General features: G+C 68.5%; 19 protein-coding genes. 7 read left to right on the forward strand and 12 right to left on the reverse strand.

From position 1 onward, the window contains the following. Positions 1-95: 95 nt before the first annotated feature. On the reverse strand, positions 96-395 hold the full coding sequence (locus tag P1K31_RS18095; RefSeq protein ID WP_276306711.1) for a hypothetical protein: 300 nt from the start codon (positions 393-395) through the stop codon (positions 96-98). Positions 396-461: 66 nt separating this feature from the next. Beyond that, the gene (locus P1K31_RS18100) at positions 462-1,487 is read right to left on the reverse strand and encodes an SDR family oxidoreductase (protein WP_276306712.1); all 1,026 of its coding nucleotides are present in this window, start codon (positions 1,485-1,487) and stop codon (positions 462-464) included. Between the two features lie 147 nt (positions 1,488-1,634). Between P1K31_RS18100 and P1K31_RS18105 the strand changes: the two genes are divergently transcribed. The 3 genes from P1K31_RS18105 to P1K31_RS18115 all read left to right on the forward strand — a co-directional run bounded on the left by P1K31_RS18105 (position 1,635) and on the right by P1K31_RS18115 (position 3,312). Continuing rightward, on the forward strand, positions 1,635-2,165 hold the full coding sequence (locus tag P1K31_RS18105; protein WP_276306713.1) for a hypothetical protein: 531 nt from the start codon (positions 1,635-1,637) through the stop codon (positions 2,163-2,165). A 98-nt stretch (positions 2,166-2,263) separates the two neighbouring features. After that, positions 2,264-2,923 carry a helix-turn-helix domain-containing protein gene (locus P1K31_RS18110; protein WP_276306714.1) on the forward strand — a complete coding sequence of 220 codons (660 nt, stop codon included), beginning with the start codon at positions 2,264-2,266 and terminating at the stop codon, positions 2,921-2,923. A 101-nt stretch (positions 2,924-3,024) separates the two neighbouring features. Continuing rightward, on the forward strand, positions 3,025-3,312 hold the full coding sequence (locus P1K31_RS18115) for a DUF7553 family protein (protein ID WP_276306715.1): 288 nt from the start codon (positions 3,025-3,027) through the stop codon (positions 3,310-3,312). 67 nt (positions 3,313-3,379) lie between these two features. Here the strand turns inward: P1K31_RS18115 and P1K31_RS18120 are convergent, their stop codons facing one another. The 5 genes from P1K31_RS18120 to P1K31_RS18140 form a co-directional block, all read right to left on the reverse strand. Then, positions 3,380-3,727, reverse strand: coding sequence for a KTSC domain-containing protein (locus P1K31_RS18120; protein ID WP_276306716.1), 348 nt, complete (start codon positions 3,725-3,727; stop codon positions 3,380-3,382). A 240-nt stretch (positions 3,728-3,967) separates the two neighbouring features. Then, positions 3,968-4,393, reverse strand: a complete 426-nt coding sequence (locus tag P1K31_RS18125; RefSeq protein ID WP_276306717.1) for a CBS domain-containing protein — start codon at positions 4,391-4,393, stop codon at positions 3,968-3,970. 73 nt (positions 4,394-4,466) lie between these two features. Then, positions 4,467-4,856 carry a hypothetical protein gene (locus P1K31_RS18130; RefSeq protein ID WP_276306718.1) on the reverse strand — a complete coding sequence of 130 codons (390 nt, stop codon included), beginning with the start codon at positions 4,854-4,856 and terminating at the stop codon, positions 4,467-4,469. Between the two features lie 78 nt (positions 4,857-4,934). Then, positions 4,935-5,492: a uracil-DNA glycosylase gene (locus P1K31_RS18135; protein WP_276306719.1), complete on the reverse strand. Its 558-nt coding sequence runs from the start codon at positions 5,490-5,492 to the stop codon at positions 4,935-4,937. A gap of 130 nt (positions 5,493-5,622) precedes the next feature. After that, the gene (locus tag P1K31_RS18140; protein ID WP_276306720.1) at positions 5,623-6,441 is read right to left on the reverse strand and encodes a hypothetical protein; all 819 of its coding nucleotides are present in this window, start codon (positions 6,439-6,441) and stop codon (positions 5,623-5,625) included. Positions 6,442-6,558: 117 nt separating this feature from the next. Here P1K31_RS18140 and P1K31_RS18145 point away from each other — a divergent pair, with 117 nt between their 5' ends. Continuing rightward, complete coding sequence (locus P1K31_RS18145) at positions 6,559-7,131, forward strand: DUF7553 family protein (RefSeq protein WP_276306721.1); 573 nt, start codon at positions 6,559-6,561, stop codon at positions 7,129-7,131. Between the two features lie 56 nt (positions 7,132-7,187). Here P1K31_RS18145 and rdfA read toward each other — a convergent pair whose 3' ends face one another. Next, positions 7,188-7,829: a rod-determining factor RdfA gene (rdfA, locus tag P1K31_RS18150; protein ID WP_276306722.1), complete on the reverse strand. Its 642-nt coding sequence runs from the start codon at positions 7,827-7,829 to the stop codon at positions 7,188-7,190. 144 nt (positions 7,830-7,973) lie between these two features. Then, the gene (locus tag P1K31_RS18155) at positions 7,974-8,336 is read right to left on the reverse strand and encodes a DUF7344 domain-containing protein (RefSeq protein WP_276305776.1); all 363 of its coding nucleotides are present in this window, start codon (positions 8,334-8,336) and stop codon (positions 7,974-7,976) included. Between the two features lie 340 nt (positions 8,337-8,676). Here P1K31_RS18155 and P1K31_RS18160 point away from each other — a divergent pair, with 340 nt between their 5' ends. Together P1K31_RS18160 and P1K31_RS18165 are read left to right on the forward strand one after the other, a co-directional pair. Further along, positions 8,677-9,573 carry a glycosyltransferase family 2 protein gene (locus P1K31_RS18160; protein ID WP_276305777.1) on the forward strand — a complete coding sequence of 299 codons (897 nt, stop codon included), beginning with the start codon at positions 8,677-8,679 and terminating at the stop codon, positions 9,571-9,573. Between the two features lie 199 nt (positions 9,574-9,772). After that, entirely contained in the window at positions 9,773-10,537 is a 765-nt protein-coding gene (locus P1K31_RS18165; RefSeq protein ID WP_276305778.1) for a mechanosensitive ion channel family protein, read from the forward strand. A 40-nt stretch (positions 10,538-10,577) separates the two neighbouring features. Here the strand turns inward: P1K31_RS18165 and P1K31_RS18170 are convergent, their stop codons facing one another. From P1K31_RS18170 to P1K31_RS18180, 3 genes are all read right to left on the reverse strand, one after another. Next, positions 10,578-11,087, reverse strand: coding sequence for an SRPBCC family protein (locus tag P1K31_RS18170; protein WP_276305779.1), 510 nt, complete (start codon positions 11,085-11,087; stop codon positions 10,578-10,580). Next, the gene (locus P1K31_RS18175; RefSeq protein ID WP_276305780.1) at positions 11,084-11,422 is read right to left on the reverse strand and encodes an ArsR/SmtB family transcription factor; all 339 of its coding nucleotides are present in this window, start codon (positions 11,420-11,422) and stop codon (positions 11,084-11,086) included. The genes P1K31_RS18170 and P1K31_RS18175 overlap by 4 nt, the downstream gene beginning before the upstream one ends. Before the next feature lie 219 nt (positions 11,423-11,641). Then, entirely contained in the window at positions 11,642-12,784 is a 1,143-nt protein-coding gene (locus tag P1K31_RS18180; RefSeq protein WP_276305781.1) for a DUF8593 domain-containing protein, read from the reverse strand. A gap of 327 nt (positions 12,785-13,111) precedes the next feature. Here P1K31_RS18180 and P1K31_RS18185 point away from each other — a divergent pair, with 327 nt between their 5' ends. Next, entirely contained in the window at positions 13,112-14,356 is a 1,245-nt protein-coding gene (locus P1K31_RS18185) for an inositol-3-phosphate synthase (protein ID WP_276305782.1), read from the forward strand. Positions 14,357-14,362 lie beyond the last annotated feature (6 nt).

Raw genomic sequence — 14,362 nt, forward strand, 5'->3', positions numbered from 1 at the left:
CGCGCCGACGCGTCCGAGAGGCGTCGGCGCGGTTCGGCGGCTCTATCGCGGCGACGGTCACGTCTGTATCCCGAGCGGCGACCGCCCGTCCGTCGCTACTCGCGGTCGACGAACTTGAAGAAGCGACTCGTCTCGCCCTCGTTCGTCGTCTCCTGGTAGAGCATCGCCAGGTCGTTCCCCTCGAACTTCTCGAAGAACTCGTCCCAGGAGATCCGCTCGAGCGAGTCGTCGCCCCCGTTCGAGCCCTCCTCGAAGTCGAACCGGAGGACGCCGGGGTCGCCGTCCTCGCCGGTCCCCTCGACGCTCGCGGGATGGACGTCGCGCTCCTCGGCCCACTCCCTGATCGTCTCGTGGTCCGTCGTCTGCGTGCTCTCGCCGGACTGGTCGTCGGACATCGTCGGGAGCTAGGGGGAACCGCGACCGTAGTGCTGGCGCTGGCGATAGCAGGGTGCGCGGTCACCTCACCCCGACCGGCCGTCCCCCTGGTCGAGGAGGACCCACGCCAGGAGCGCGATCAGCGACGCGGACGCGGTGCCGACGGCCGCGACGAGCGCGCGGTGGGTCGTCGCCCAGAGCGTGAGGCTCGTCTGCCTGGCCCGGTCGTCGAACGGGCCGTGCGCGCCGAGGTCGGTATCGACCGGTTCGAACAGGTTGTCGGGTCGGTCCGGGTCGGACGGCTCGTCGGTCATCTGCGCGTCCCAGGCCTGATGTGCCAACGTACGGTCGAGTCGACGGGGGAAGAGGCGGTTGCCGACGATGGACTTGACGGTCGGCCACCCCACCCACAGTTCGTCGCGGTCGTGATCGACCGCCCAGGTGATCGCCCGGGCGGCCACCTCCGGCTGGTAGATCGGCGAAACCGGCCTGGGATCGCGGGGGAGGCGGTTCCTGACCTGTTCGAACTGCGGGGTGTTCATCGCCGGGAGCTGGACCATCGTCAGCTGGATCGCGCTGTCGTCGTGGATGAGTTCCGAGCGTAGCGACTCCGTGAACCCCTGGATGGCGTGCTTGCTCGCGCAGTAGGCGGACTGGAGGGGGATCCCCCGGTACGCCAGCGCCGACCCCACCTGGACGATCGTCCCGCGGTCGCGCGGGCGCATCCGATCGAGCGCCGCCTTCGTCCCGTGCACGTACCCGAGGTAGGTCACCTCCGTGACCCGACGGAACTCCTCTGCGGTCATCTCCGCCACCGGGGAGAAGACGGCGGTCATCGCGTTGTTGACCCAGACGTCGATCGGACCGAACGCCTCCTCGACCGCGCCGGCCGCGTCGGCGATCGCCTCCGCGTCGGCGACGTCCGCCGGGAGAACGAGGGCGTCGCCGCCGGCCTCCTCGACCGCGCGACGCGCGCCGTCGAGTCCCTCCTCGTCGCGCGCGATCAGGCCGACGCGCGCGCCCCGCGCACCGAACGCTTCGGCGGTCGCTCGGCCGACGCCCGCCGACGCGCCGGTGACGACGACTACCTCCGGAGTGGAATTCGTACTCATGCGTATCACCGGTCCCCCTTCGTACCGGGGGCGTTCACTACGCCGTTCGGTTTGGCCCCCCAAAAGCGTGGTCCCGACGCTCCTCGGCCGGCAAAGACTTATTGACGCATGCGCCGAACCCCGTTCCCGGAGGCGCGAGTGAGAGCTATGACGTCACGACAGACGCGGACGAACGGGGGGACGGAGGTCGAGCGTCGCACGGGGTTCGAACGGTGGGTTACCTCGCTCTTCGAGCGGCGGCGTTCGCGGGGATTCGTGACCGGACTCGTCGCGGGCGGCATCGCGGCGGTGGTGATGTCGTGCTTTCGGACACCGATCTCGCAGTCACCCCCGCCGACGGCCTGGTTCTGGGCGAAGTACGTCGGTGACGGCGATCCCCACGAGCACGTCGCTCCCGGACTGATCCTCCACCTGCTCTACGGCGTCGCCGGGGGCGGCGCGTTCGGGGCGATCGTCGCCGCGCGGGAGTCGGACTCCGACTCGGAGAGCGAGAGCGAACGACGGGGGACGCTGCTCGGTCTCGTCTACGGACTGCTCCTCTCGGGGTTCGGCGTGTCGGTCGTCCTGAAGCGCGTGCTCGGCCTGGATCTCGAGCCCGACGAGCGGTTCGTCTTTCACGTCAGTCACGTCGTCTACGGCCTCACCCTGGGCACCTGGTTCGGGGCGAACGCCCCGTAGCGTCACGTTAGCGCAGGGGAAATACCGTCGAACAAGTTCATATCGAAAGGGAAAAACTTATATATTCAACTGGGCCGTCCATCCGGCGGAGAGATACGATGAGTGTAGCCACATTCCGCATACCGGCAGGCGACTTGGCGCTCGAACGGACGTTCGAAACGATCCCCGACCTCCGGTTCGAGATGGCGCAGGTCGTCGCCGCCGAACAGGGGACGACGATGTCGTTCGTTCGCGTCTGGGGGCCGAGCAGGGAGGACGTCGAGGCGGCGTTCGAACTGGACCCCAGCGTCGCCGGGTACACCGTCGTCTCCCAGCGGGGGGACAGCTGGCTGTACGAGCTCGACTGGGAGAGCGTTCGGCTGTGCGTCCTCCGTGAGATCCTCTTCGAGGGCGACGCGATGATCCTGTCCGTCAAGGGCCGAAACGGCAGTTGGGTGGTGCAGGTCATGGTGCTCGACCGAAACACCCTCTCGCGGATCGTCGACAACGCCTGGAAGCACGACTTCTCGATCGACGTGGTACGCATCACGGAACTGGACTCGGAGTCGGCGAGCCCGGGCGAACTCACCCAGGAGCAGTACGAGACGCTGATGACCGCGGTCGAGGAGGGGTACTTCGAGATCCCGCGACGCACGACGATGGAGGAACTCGCCGAGAAGCTCGGCATCACCCACCAGGCGCTCTCGGAGCGGTTCCGCCGCGGACACCAGACCCTGATCGAGACCTCGCTCGAGGGGCAACCGCCCAGCTTCGAGTGACCCGCCGAGCGCGGACGCGGCTACCGGTTCGAACCACACGGTGACACGCACCCCGGGGGAACCACCACCAGACCTATTCTCGCGGCCATCGTATCCGCGATATGGCCGATAGACCGACGCGCATCCGCGAGGAGCTACAGCGCGCCAGCGACACCGCGAACGAGGACAGGGACGTCAGGGAGCAGCTCCGTTCGCTCGACGAGGGGCTGATGGAACTCGTCGGCGGCGACAAGACGGAGGACGAGCCACCCCACGAGGACCGCCTCGCCGAACTGGAGGAGAAGCTGGCTGGACTCCGGGACCGATCGGAGGGCGAGACCAGCGGTCACATCCGAAACGCGGAACGGCTGCTCGGGGAGTATCGGGAGCGTCGAGAGACGGACGAGTGACGACCGGGCGCGAAGCGCCCGGGTCCCGGCTGGGGGCGGATACGCCGATCGACGCGGTGCCTGGCCACTACGCGACGCGCAGGTAGTGGAACTTCCCGCGAACGTGGTCGTGGAAGTATCGACCCTTCGAACTGGCGCTCAGGATCCCCTCGTAGACCCCTCGCGGCACGTCGAGGTAGCGGTAGACCCGGTCGCCCTCGAACGCGATCTCGAGCGTCATCTCTGCGTCGTCGTAGCCGACGCTCTCGATACTGCTCGAGGAGACGGGAATCCGCCACCGGGTCACGTACAGGAGATTCGGGTAGGGGACGTAGCCGACGAGCTCGTCGGCCTCGTCATAGAGGCGAACGCCGTGTTCGGTCTCCTCGATGGAGGTACACTCGATCGACTCCCCGTCGGCAGTGATCGCCTTCATGGCCCCGGATACGGTTCCCGCCTTCGTCAATGCTACGTCGGTCCTTGCGCGGCCCGCCCGTCGAACTGTTCGGCACCGATAGGGTGTTTTTAATCGAGTCATTCGTACGCCGCTGAAACACCCGCGTTACAGAGATATCACCGTAACGGTGGGGGTGTCCCACCGGACGGGAAGTCGGACGTCACCTCGACGTATCGACGCGGCACGGCGCGGCGGACGACGGACGACGGGTAGTCGCCGTCAGGGCGAGTAATCGGGCGACTGTTCCTCGATTACGTCCGCGACGAACTTGAGTTCCTCCCCGATCGTCGCCACGACGTCGTCGAGCGTCACGATGCCGGTGAGCGTCCCCTGGTCGTCGACGATGGGGGCGCGACGGACGCGCGACTCGCCGAACTGCCGGATCGCGTCGTACCCCTCCGTGTCCTCCTCGATGGTGAAGGGTTCACCGCCGATGAGGTCGTCCGCCGAGCACGACTCCGGTTCCTCGCCGCGACCGACGGCGAGGGCGACGTCGCGGTCGGTCACGACCCCGACCGGCCGTTCGTCCTCGGCGATCACTACGGCACCGACGCCCTCCGACTCCATCGTCTTCGCCAGGTCGATCAGCGTCGCGTCTCTCTCCGCCGTGACGACGTCCCGCGTCGCGAGTTTTCCGATGGCCATAACAGTAGGTGATCCGTCGCCGGTCTCACTAAGCGTGCTCCCTGCATTTGTCAGGTCCGACGGGCCCGTCGACTCAGGCGCGATCGAACTTCCCCCCGAGCGAGTCTCGCACCGTCAACTCCCCGAGAACGGCGTCGACGTCGAGTTCCTCGCCGGTGGCACCCCCGGCGTACTCGATAACGGTGTCGAACTGCTCCATGCAGGAGACGAGCGCCGCCGCGGCCGCCTGCCACGTGGTGAGGCTGCAGATGAACGTGTCGCTCGGGGTCGCGGCCCCGCCGGGGTCGCAACTCATCACCCACATTCGCTGGTCGGGCGCGTCCGCGATCTGGGAGCCGAGTTCGACCAGCCGGATCTGCACGGCCAGCGACCGCTCCGCGTGTACGAACTCGACCAGTCCGTTCTCTACGCGCCCGGGCGTCCAATTCGGGGGGAGATCGTACTGCTCGAAGGGGGATTGCATGTCTCTGTCCGGCGGGTTCGGCGGCTCGGTATGAAGGCGTTCTGCTTGGATATCCTTCGGGGCGGACGCTCGCAGCCGTCAGCCGAGTCCCGCCTCCGCCGCGACCGTCCGCAGGTCCTCCACGAGCAGGGCGCGCTTGCTCTGATCGTACAGCGTGGCCGCGGGGTGGAACACCGGGACGACGGTCCGGCCGTCGCGGTCGAAGGTGCGTCCGTGGAGGTCCGTGATCCCCTCGTCGACGGACAGGAGTTCCCGGGTCGCGAAGTTACCGAGGGGCGCGACGACGGCGGGATCGACGCGCTCGAGTTCGGCCTCGAGCACCGGCCACCACGCGTCGATCTCGGCCCGTCGGGGGTCGCGGTTGTTCGCCGGGCGGACCTTCACCAGGTTGGTGATGTAGAGCGAGTCTCGGTCGACGCCGACCTCCTCGAGGGCCGAGTCGAGGCGTCTGCCCGCGTTCCCGACGAACGGCTCGCCCCGTTCGACCTCCTGCGCGCCGGGGGCCTCCCCCACGAGCACCGCCTCGGCGTCGAACGAACCGGTCGCGGGGACGAACCGGCTGCGGTCGAAGTACTCGTCGGGCACCGTCGACAGCACGTTCCCGAACGCGGATTCGAAGCTGGGTTGGGTCGTCATCGGCGGCGGTTGGAGCCGCAGTCCGAAAAGCGGTCCGGCGGTCGCGCGAATCCGGGCCGGCCTCGACCGCCGTCGTCCCCCTCGTCGACGTCCCGCTCGCCGTCATCCCCTCGCCGTCCGCCGTCCGCCGTCACCGTCGTCCGCCGTCGTCGCTCCCCGCTGCGGGCACGTACCGCCACGTCCCGTCCTCGACGCGCTCGACGTCCGGTATCGTCTCGAGGAGGTCGAGAACCTCGTCCCGATCCTCGAGGTCGAGCGCGGTCGCCAGCTCGTCGGCCGTCGCGCTCCCCCGCTCGAAGACGAGCGCGAAGGCGGCCGAGAGCGCGTCGGCCTGCGCCTCGCTCCCCGCCGCGTGCTCGATGGCCTGTTTCGCGCTTCCGTAGCGCTCCCCGTCGGGAGGATCGAGCATCCGTCGGCCGTCCCGGGTGGGCTCGTCGATCCGTTCCTCGCCCGCGTAGCGCCACCGGCCGCCCTCGTCGTCCGGCGGGACGACGTCCGGCAGCGCAGCCAGGCGCTCCCGGACGAGTTCGCGCCACCAGCCGTCGCGCGTCTCCCACCCCGCGGGGTCCTCGCTGTACGCGGCGTCCACGATCTCGCTCGCCGTCGCCTCCCGCCAGTCGCGCAGGAACGTGAACGCCCGCCGGATCGCGTCCTCGGCGTCGGGCCGGAGGTCGAACCCCTCGATCTCGCGCTCGACGCGGGGCGGGACGTCGCCCGTCTCGCCGCTCGGGTCGTCGCCGCGGGCCCGGAGCGCGCGCCGGCCGCTCCGGGTGATCGCGTACCGATCGTCCCCGACGGCGGACACGAGACCGTCGTCGACGAGCCGGGGGAGTCGCCGCTCGAGCGCGTCCACGGGCACGCCGCCCTCGGTGGCCAGCGTCGCCGCGTCGCGCTCGCCCGCCGCGAGGCGAGCGAGGATCTCGCAGTCTTCGTCCGTGAGGTCGGTCACAACGTCCCCCCGTACTCGCCCGATCCCATTGAACCCTGCCCTTACCCTTACCCCCGCGGCCGTCGCCCGCCCGGCCCGCAAAGTCCATTGCGGGGCCCGTCGAACGACAGGTACGCTATGGCCGGGCTACCCCACGTCATCGACATCCGGGACGACCTCGAGCGCGCACGGGAGGCGAGCGACGAGGACGTGAGCGAGGAACTCGCCGCCGTCGAGGAGCGCGTCGAAGCGTACTCCGACAGGTCGCGCGACCGCGAGGGACTGCTGGACGACATCGACAACGAACTGCTCCGACTGGAGGAGCGCGCGGACGGGATCGCGGAGGAGCGCCTCCGCGCCGCGCGAAACCGCATCCACCTCCTCCGCGACTCGCTCTCGACCGCCGCGGACGGCGTCACGGTGCTGGAGTCGAAGGTGCGCCGCGCCGACGCGGGCGCGTCGTTCGACGAGGACGTCCGCGACGAACAGACGGAGTTCTGGCTCACGCTGGTCAACTCGGCGGAGCCCCGAACCGTCGGCGTCGAACTGGCGTTCTACGCCGAGGACGGCGACGAGGTGGGGCGCGTCTCCGGCGGCGACGTCTCGATCGACGCCGACGAGCAGAAGACGGTCACCGTCGTCGCCGAGGTGCCCGACGGGACGGACTACTACGTCGCCCGGGTCGCGGACGCCGACGAGTTGACCGGGTAGTCTCGGACGTCCGGTCGCGCCGGGACGGAACTTCCGACCGACGGCAGTTCGGACCGTCACGAACTGCCGTCGACGCCGCACCCGCATCCGCCGCGCTGGAGGAGTTCTCGCGGGGAATACTGTTTCGCACACTCCTCACAGACGATCCGGACGTCGTTGTAGACGTCGAACCCCCCGATCGACACCAGCTCCGCGTCGTGAAGCCGTCTGACGATCTCCTCGACGATGACGGTCGTTCGGTTCTGTAACCCCTCCATCCGCTCGATGTCCCGCTGTATCCGGGTGCGGGGGTTCGGTTCGCGACGCTGGTACTCCGCCTCGAGGCAGTTCTTCAGGTGGCGGTAGATGGTCTGGTGCGTGACGAAGTCGTCGCGCAACCGGTCCGCGGACGTCCCCTCGCGTTCGAGGCGACGCTCCGCCTCCACCCGACTACCGGGGCTCGCCTCGTCATCCGTGAGTAGCCGGTAGACGTTTGCCACGTCCCCGTCGAGGGGATCGATCCCGACCCCCCGCATGGCGGATTCGAGGACCGCCCGGTTGAAGTAGTCCGCCAGTTCCCGAAGGCTGTACCCCTCGTCACCGTCGGCCGTCCACAGGTCCTCCAGTTCGTACGTGATACCTCCGATGTCGTAGCTCTCGGCGACGCTACCGACCTTGCAGTTGCAATTGACGGTGTGCCTTCCGTCATCCGTGCCCATCCGACAATGGTCCATGCGATAGGGGATAGACGATGGTCGTTTTTCAACCTTGTGACTGTGTGTCTGTCCGGTTGTCCGAAGTGCGGAGCGGGGCAGCGCTCCGCGCGAGCCGTCGATGGACGAACGCGATGGGGTGCCCGCGGACTAGTCGCCCCGGTGTCCGTCGTCGGCGACCTGTTCGAGGCACGTGAACAGGAGGTCGGCGGTCACCGTGGGGATCACGACCTCGCGCTCGACGTCGTACTCGACCAGGTTCGCGTCGATCAACGCCGGGACGTGGACGGACCGGATCTCGGAGAGGAGTCGCAGGGTCGGCTCGTCGTCGAGCGAGGAGCGACCGCCGAGTCGCTCCTCGGATCGAACGATCGCCGCCAGTTCGTCGAGCGACGCCGCCCGCCGCTCGGTGACGTGAGCGAGGACGACCCGCCGCCGTGGGGCGGCGAGGACGCCGAGCAGTTCTTCGATCGATCCGTCACCGCTCTCTACCGCGCGCGCGTGGTCGATCATCGTTGTGCGAGGTCCGCGTGTTCCACCACCTGTTTCGTTACCGGCTCCGGACGGGGCCGGTCGAGCGCCGTCTCCCCTACAGTCACCTCCGTACGGTTCTACCGTACTTATCCCGTTCGGCGGTGAACCGCACGCGACCCGAAAATTATTCTATCAGAACGTGGGGGTTCGGAATAAATGTGCTGTTTGCGTGCCGATAACTGTAAGCACGTCCGGCGAGTGCGTCCACCCGGAGCGACGCTCCCCGAGGTGACCGAGAGTGAGTCGACGGACGCGACCGCGGGCGCATCGACGCGGATCGGAGCCATCCCGGTCCGCGCCTCCGCCGGACGAGCCGACCGTGAGCGTCGTCCTCCCCACGTACAACCGGGCGGCGGTGATCGGGCGGGCCGTCGACAGCGTGTTCGGGCAGACGCACGACCCGCTGGAGTTGATCGTCGTCGACGGCGGCTCGACCGACCACACCGACGCCGTGCTCCGGGCCGTTGGCGACGATCGGCTGCGGGTCGTGCGGCGCCCGTCTCCCGCCGGCCCGAGCGTCGCGCGCAACGTCGGAATCCGGGCCGCGGAGGGTCGGCTCGTCGCGTTCATCGACGCCGACGACCGCTGGCGGCCCGAGAAACTCCGACGACAGGTCGTCGCGCTCGACCGGGAGGGCGCGAGCGTCTCGCTCACCCGGGTCGAGAAGTCGTCCGGCGAGCCGCGCACCCGCTCGGGGCAGTCCGGGGACGTTCGCGAGGCGATCCGACACCTCGCCCTCCCGACGTACACCTCGACGCTGCTCGCGCGACGGTCGGCGCTCGTCGCCGTCGACGGCTTCGACGAGTCGATCGGGTGCTTCGAGGACTGGGAGCTGTGCCTGCGGCTCGCCCGGGAGCGCACGTTCGCGTTCGTGGACGAGCCGCTCGTCGTGAAGGGAACCGACGGGGGGAACATCTCGGCGGAGCCGGACCGCCTCGCGCGGGCCTTCGAGCGCATCGACCGTCGCCACGACCTCACGGCCGACGCTCGCGCCCGCTTTCTCGCCGACGTGGGGATCACCCACTGCGAGGCTCGTCGCGTCGGCGACGGACTCCCCTACTTGTTCCGATCGCTGCGACTCGATCCCGCTCGACCGAAGGTGGCGCTCGCGCTCGCGCTCGCGCTGACAGGCGCGCTGACGGGAAGCGCGACGCCGTTCGTGACCGGGATGAACGGCATCTACGGGCTCGAGCGGGCGGTCGAGCGGTGGCGGTAACCGAAGAGTACGGCCAGCCGCCCCGTACCCCCGTTCGAAGCACGTCTCGAAATGCCCCCTGCCGGGCGCGTCGGACGCTCTCTCCCGCGATGCTTACACCTGCAGGCAACGGACGTTAATCGCTTTCGTCCCAGGTGACACGTGGGGACGTCGGGCGAGTCGAACAGTTCCGCGTTCCCCGAGAGAGAGGAGAGTAATCATGACCGGATCATTCACTGTCGGAAGTACAGTCCTACAACTGGGAATTCCCGAGTTCCTCCAGCAGACGATATCGCAGATCGTCGCGTTCATCCCGCGACTGGTCGGCGCGATAATCATCCTGCTGATCGGCTGGATCATCGGGCGCGTCGTCGCGGCGGTCGTCCGGACGGTCGTCGACCACGTGGAACTCGACCGCCTGGTGCTCAATACACCGCTAGGCCGGGTGATGGGCGGAAGTGAACAGGCGGTGTCGCGGGCGTTCGGGAAGATCGCGGCGTACTACATTTACTTCCTGGCGATCCTGGCGGCGGCCAACGCGCTCGCGATCCCGCTTCTGTCCCAGTGGATCTCGACGGCCGCGTCGTACCTGCCGGCCTTCATCGCCGGACTGCTGGTGATCATCCTCGGATTCGTCGTCGCCGACTTCATCGGTCGGGCGATCACCCGGAGCGAGGCGGGGAGACAGTCGCGCTACGCGTCGGCGTTCTCGACCGGCGTGCGACTGTTCCTGTACTTCACGGCGATCACGATCGGGCTCGACACCATGGGTATCGAGACGGAGTTGCTCTACGTCCTCGCTCAGGCGGTCGCCTACGGCCTCGGTGCGGCGCTCGCGATCGGCCTGGGCCTCGCGATCGGCCTGGGCGGGCGGGGCTACGTCAGCGAGAACATCGGCCGGTGGGCGGGCAGCGCCAGACAGAAGTCCTCCCAGATGGCCGGTTCCGGCGGTCAGTCAAGCATCTCGGGTAGCGACGACGACTGAACCGAACCGCGGCGACCGTCGCCGCCGGCGACCGTCGCCGTCATTCGGAACCGTCCCCCGACCGGTCGACGAACTCGGCGAGTTTGTCCAGGCTCTGATTCCAGCCCGTCTCCATCCCCTCGAGCGCCTCGGCCACGTCGGGCGTCGCCGTGACGACCTCTGCCCGTAGCGTGAGCTCCGTCTTGCCGTCGCGATCGACGAACGTCACGGTCTGGCGAACTTCGAGCCCGAAGTTACCGTCCTCGTCCTCGAAGGCGCGGCTCGTGACTACGAGTCGCTCGGGCTCGACGACTTCGTTGAATTCACCCGCGTTCGAGTAGACGGTCCCGTCGGGTGCTCGCATGTCGATCCGGAAGCCGCCGCCCGGTCGCGCGTCCATCTCACAGTGGGGGACCGTGAACCCCTCCGGCCCCCACCACTGGGAGACCCGTTCGGGGTCGGTCCACGCCTCGAACACGCGCTCGCGCGGCGCGTCGAACGTTCGGTGGATCGTCACGTCGTACTCGGTCGGGTCGAACTCCTCCTCGTCTATCGCCTCGTGGTCTGTCATTGCTCTTCGTTCTCCAGATGGTCGGCGAGCGCGTCGAACCGGTCCTCCCAGAGAACCCGGTATCGGGTCAGCCAGCCGAAGGCGTCGGAAAGCGGTGCGGCGTCAAGGTGACACCGGCGGACGCGACCGTCCTTCTCGACCTCGATGAGACCCGCGTCACCGAGTACCTGTAGGTGCTTCGACACCGCCGCCAGGGAGACGTCGTGGGGCTCCGCCAGGTCGCCGACGCTGGCCGGACCGCCCGCTAGCTGCTCGATGAGCGCCCGTCGGGTCGGGTGCGCCAGCGCCCCGAAGATCGCGTCGAGGTCCGGATCGTTCGGCTCTCGTTCAACCATCCGGTTGAATGTAGGGTCGCCCCCTTATTTAACCTTTTAGTTGAATGGAGGGACTAGATCCGCTTCCGTCGTTTTCAGGCGGGCCAACGTGACGTTCGGGATGACCGAAGGGCTCGAGGGGGTGGACGAGAGCTATCCGCCCGGACGAGCGGTCGGATCTTCGACCCCTGTGGGTTCGACAGAGCCGCGAAAAAGGCGAATTCGGCCGAGGCTCGCCGATCACCGCTCGGAGTGGAACACCGTGACCTTGTCACCGGTGACCTCTTCGATCCGACCGCTGTCGAGGGCGAAGGTGTCGTCGTCCCCCTCGTGATCGCTGCTCATACCGAGCGTCGCCTTGATCTTGTCGGTGATGCTCGGGTGGGGATCGACGTAGCCGGTTCCGTCCCGTACGTCGACGATCATGCCGACCTTCTCGCCGGAGGTGTCGACGACCTCCTTCCCGATGTCGCCGTCGGAGAGGGTCGTGGTCGACTCGCCCGCCACGGGACCGCCCTCCACACCGGTGGACGGCGTCGCGCTGCCGGGTTCGCCCGTCGTCGACGCGGGCTCACCCATCGTCGACTCGTCCCCGGCGGTCGGCGATTCGCCCTCGGACGACTCCGCGCCGGTCCCGGCGGCCGTCCCGGACGTCGATCCGGTCATCGCGCCGGAGCGCCCCCCGAGGTCCTCGCCCTCGACGATCTCGCTCTCGATGACCTCCACGTCGATCTCCTCCTCGTCGATCTCGCTGATCTCCGTGACCTCGGCGGTCACGATCTTCCGGCGAGCGACGTCCCGCTCGATCGTCTTGCGCTCGGTGAACTCCGTCTCGATGACGTCGTCCTTCAGGAATTCCGCGGCGATGAGTTCGTCGTCGAGCATCTCGAGCACCGACTCGGCCCGGATGAAGTCGTCGACCTCCTCGTCGAGGTCCGCTATGTCGACCTCGCCGCTCTCGACGACCGTCTCCTCCTCGATGTCCTCGGTGACGACCTCGCTCTCGACGAGCATCCGTTCGACGACCTCCTCGGTCACGACGGACGCCTCGTCGATCTCGAAGGCGATGTGCGTCCCCCGGTCGATGCCGGCCCCGGTCGTCGACTCCAGTCCGAGCGGCGCCTCCGCCGTCGACGCGTCCGTTCGGAGCTCCGAGGGATCGACGCCTCCCCCCTCGCCGTCGACGATCGAGATGCCGACGATCTCCTGGCTGACGATCTCCGTGTCGACGGGCGTCCGCTCCAGTATCTCGGTGTCGACGATCTCCGAGTGAACCGTCGCTCGCGCCGACACGGTCTCCGTTCGCTCGATCTCTTCGGCCTCGTCGAGTTCCTCTTCGGCCCGTCTCTGCTCGTCGTCGGGTGTAGAACGGTCGTTTGGCATGGGTCCTCGTTCAGTACGAGGGCAGTCATTCGGTTATCCGCACACCTTGCATTTGCTGGACCTCACCGTCGAACGACGGTGACGGCTCCGGCGAATCGACCGCTCGATGGGACGGGAACCCCGATCGAGCGGCCGAGTACGCAAGCAGAGTGTACACTTCCTCGGCGCTGATACCCAGCGTCACGCTGATACGTTCGGTAGCAGGGTGCCGTACGGGCGGACACGGCGACCGCACCAACTCACTATGATCGGTATCACCACCTACTTCCACGCCGGCAACGTCCCTCGACAGCTTCAGCACCGTCGCACGTGCGTCGGGGGGACGCCATGAGCGCGAGCGCCGAGACGGGGGTCTGGTTCGTCGGGGCCCGCGGGAACATCGCGACGACCGCGATGGTGGGCGCGCGAGCGATCGCCGACGGGCGTACCTCGACGACCGGGCTAGTGACCGAACGCGAGCCGTGTTCGCGGCTCACCCTCGTCGACGTCGACTCGCTCGCGTTCGGCGGGCACGACGTTCGATCGGGGAGCGTCCCGGACGCCGCCGTGCGGCTCGCGGAGCGCAGCGGCATCGCCAGTCGGGACGTGATCGAGGCCGTCGAGGACGACCTCGCCGCCGTGGAGGACGACATCTGCCGGGGCACGACGCTCAACTGTGGTGCCGTCTCGGAACTCGCCGACCAGCGGCCGCTCGAGGCAGACCGGACCGTCGAGGAGGTGGTCGAGCGGCTTCGCGAGGACCTGCGCGGCTTCCGGCGCGACCACGGCCTCGAACGGGTCGTGGTCGTCAACGTCGCCTCGACGGAACCGATGCTGTCCGATCCCGATCGGTACGACTCGCGGGCGGCGTTCGAACGGGCGGTGGCGGAGAACGACCGCGACCTCCCGGCCAGCGCCCTCTACGCGTACGCGGCGCTCGTCGAGGGCTGCCCCTACGCCAACTTCACCCCCGGGATCGGCAGCGCTGTCGGCGGACTGCGCGAACTCGCCGAGGAGGAGGGCGTCCCCCACATGGGCAACGACGGCAAGACCGGCGAGTCGCTCGTGAAGGCCGCGCTCGCGCCCATGTTCGCCGGGCGCAACCTCCGCGTTCGATCGTGGGAGGGCCACAACATCCTCGGCAACACCGACGGCCTCGTCCTCGAGGACGAGGCGAACGAGGCGGGAAAGCTCGCGAGCAAGGGCGGCATCCTCGACGGGATCCTCCCCGACATCGAGCACAACAGGGTGCGCATCGACTACGCGCCGTCGCTCGGCGATCGCAAGACCGCGTGGGACGACGTCCGCTTCGAGGGCTTTCTCGACACGCGGATGAAGATGCAGTTCACGTGGGAGGGGGCGGACTCGGCGCTCGCCGCCCCGCTCGTCCTCGACCTCGTGCGCCTCCTCGCCCACGCCGACGGCCACGGGGAGGGCGGGCTGCAGCCGCACCTGGCGTCGTTCTTCAAGGCGCCGATCGCCGTGGGCGAGCACGCGCTCACCCGACAGTTCGGCCTCCTGTACGACTACGTCGACCGCCACGCCGCGACCGTCCTCCCCGAGCGCCCCTCCGGCGTGTCGATCGACGACTGATCGACG

Source organism: Halomarina halobia, from assembly GCF_029338575.1.
Lineage (GTDB): Archaea > Halobacteriota > Halobacteria > Halobacteriales > Haloarculaceae > Halomarina > Halomarina halobia.

What these genes read in the sequence shown, in the direction of transcription:
- P1K31_RS18135 (WP_276306719.1), bottom strand. Translation starts at nt 5,492, where the DNA reads ATGACGACCCAACCCAGCTTCGAATCCGCGTTCGGGAACGTGCTGTCG.
- P1K31_RS18120 (WP_276306716.1), bottom strand. Translation starts at nt 3,727, where the DNA reads ATGAAGGCGATCACTGCCGACGGGGAGTCGATCGAGTGTACCTCCATC.
- P1K31_RS18095 (WP_276306711.1), bottom strand. Translation starts at nt 395, where the DNA reads ATGTCCGACGACCAGTCCGGCGAGAGCACGCAGACGACGGACCACGAG.
- rdfA (WP_276306722.1), bottom strand. Translation starts at nt 7,829, where the DNA reads ATGGGCACGGATGACGGAAGGCACACCGTCAATTGCAACTGCAAGGTC.
- P1K31_RS18125 (WP_276306717.1), bottom strand. Translation starts at nt 4,393, where the DNA reads ATGGCCATCGGAAAACTCGCGACGCGGGACGTCGTCACGGCGGAGAGA.
- P1K31_RS18115 (WP_276306715.1), top strand. Translation starts at nt 3,025, where the DNA reads ATGGCCGATAGACCGACGCGCATCCGCGAGGAGCTACAGCGCGCCAGC.
- P1K31_RS18185 (WP_276305782.1), top strand. Translation starts at nt 13,112, where the DNA reads ATGAGCGCGAGCGCCGAGACGGGGGTCTGGTTCGTCGGGGCCCGCGGG.
- P1K31_RS18180 (WP_276305781.1), bottom strand. Translation starts at nt 12,784, where the DNA reads ATGCCAAACGACCGTTCTACACCCGACGACGAGCAGAGACGGGCCGAA.
- P1K31_RS18100 (WP_276306712.1), bottom strand. Translation starts at nt 1,487, where the DNA reads ATGAGTACGAATTCCACTCCGGAGGTAGTCGTCGTCACCGGCGCGTCG.
- P1K31_RS18105 (WP_276306713.1), top strand. Translation starts at nt 1,635, where the DNA reads ATGACGTCACGACAGACGCGGACGAACGGGGGGACGGAGGTCGAGCGT.
- P1K31_RS18170 (WP_276305779.1), bottom strand. Translation starts at nt 11,087, where the DNA reads ATGACAGACCACGAGGCGATAGACGAGGAGGAGTTCGACCCGACCGAG.
- P1K31_RS18130 (WP_276306718.1), bottom strand. Translation starts at nt 4,856, where the DNA reads ATGCAATCCCCCTTCGAGCAGTACGATCTCCCCCCGAATTGGACGCCC.
- P1K31_RS18145 (WP_276306721.1), top strand. Translation starts at nt 6,559, where the DNA reads ATGGCCGGGCTACCCCACGTCATCGACATCCGGGACGACCTCGAGCGC.
- P1K31_RS18110 (WP_276306714.1), top strand. Translation starts at nt 2,264, where the DNA reads ATGAGTGTAGCCACATTCCGCATACCGGCAGGCGACTTGGCGCTCGAA.
- P1K31_RS18175 (WP_276305780.1), bottom strand. Translation starts at nt 11,422, where the DNA reads ATGGTTGAACGAGAGCCGAACGATCCGGACCTCGACGCGATCTTCGGG.
- P1K31_RS18155 (WP_276305776.1), bottom strand. Translation starts at nt 8,336, where the DNA reads ATGATCGACCACGCGCGCGCGGTAGAGAGCGGTGACGGATCGATCGAA.
- P1K31_RS18165 (WP_276305778.1), top strand. Translation starts at nt 9,773, where the DNA reads ATGACCGGATCATTCACTGTCGGAAGTACAGTCCTACAACTGGGAATT.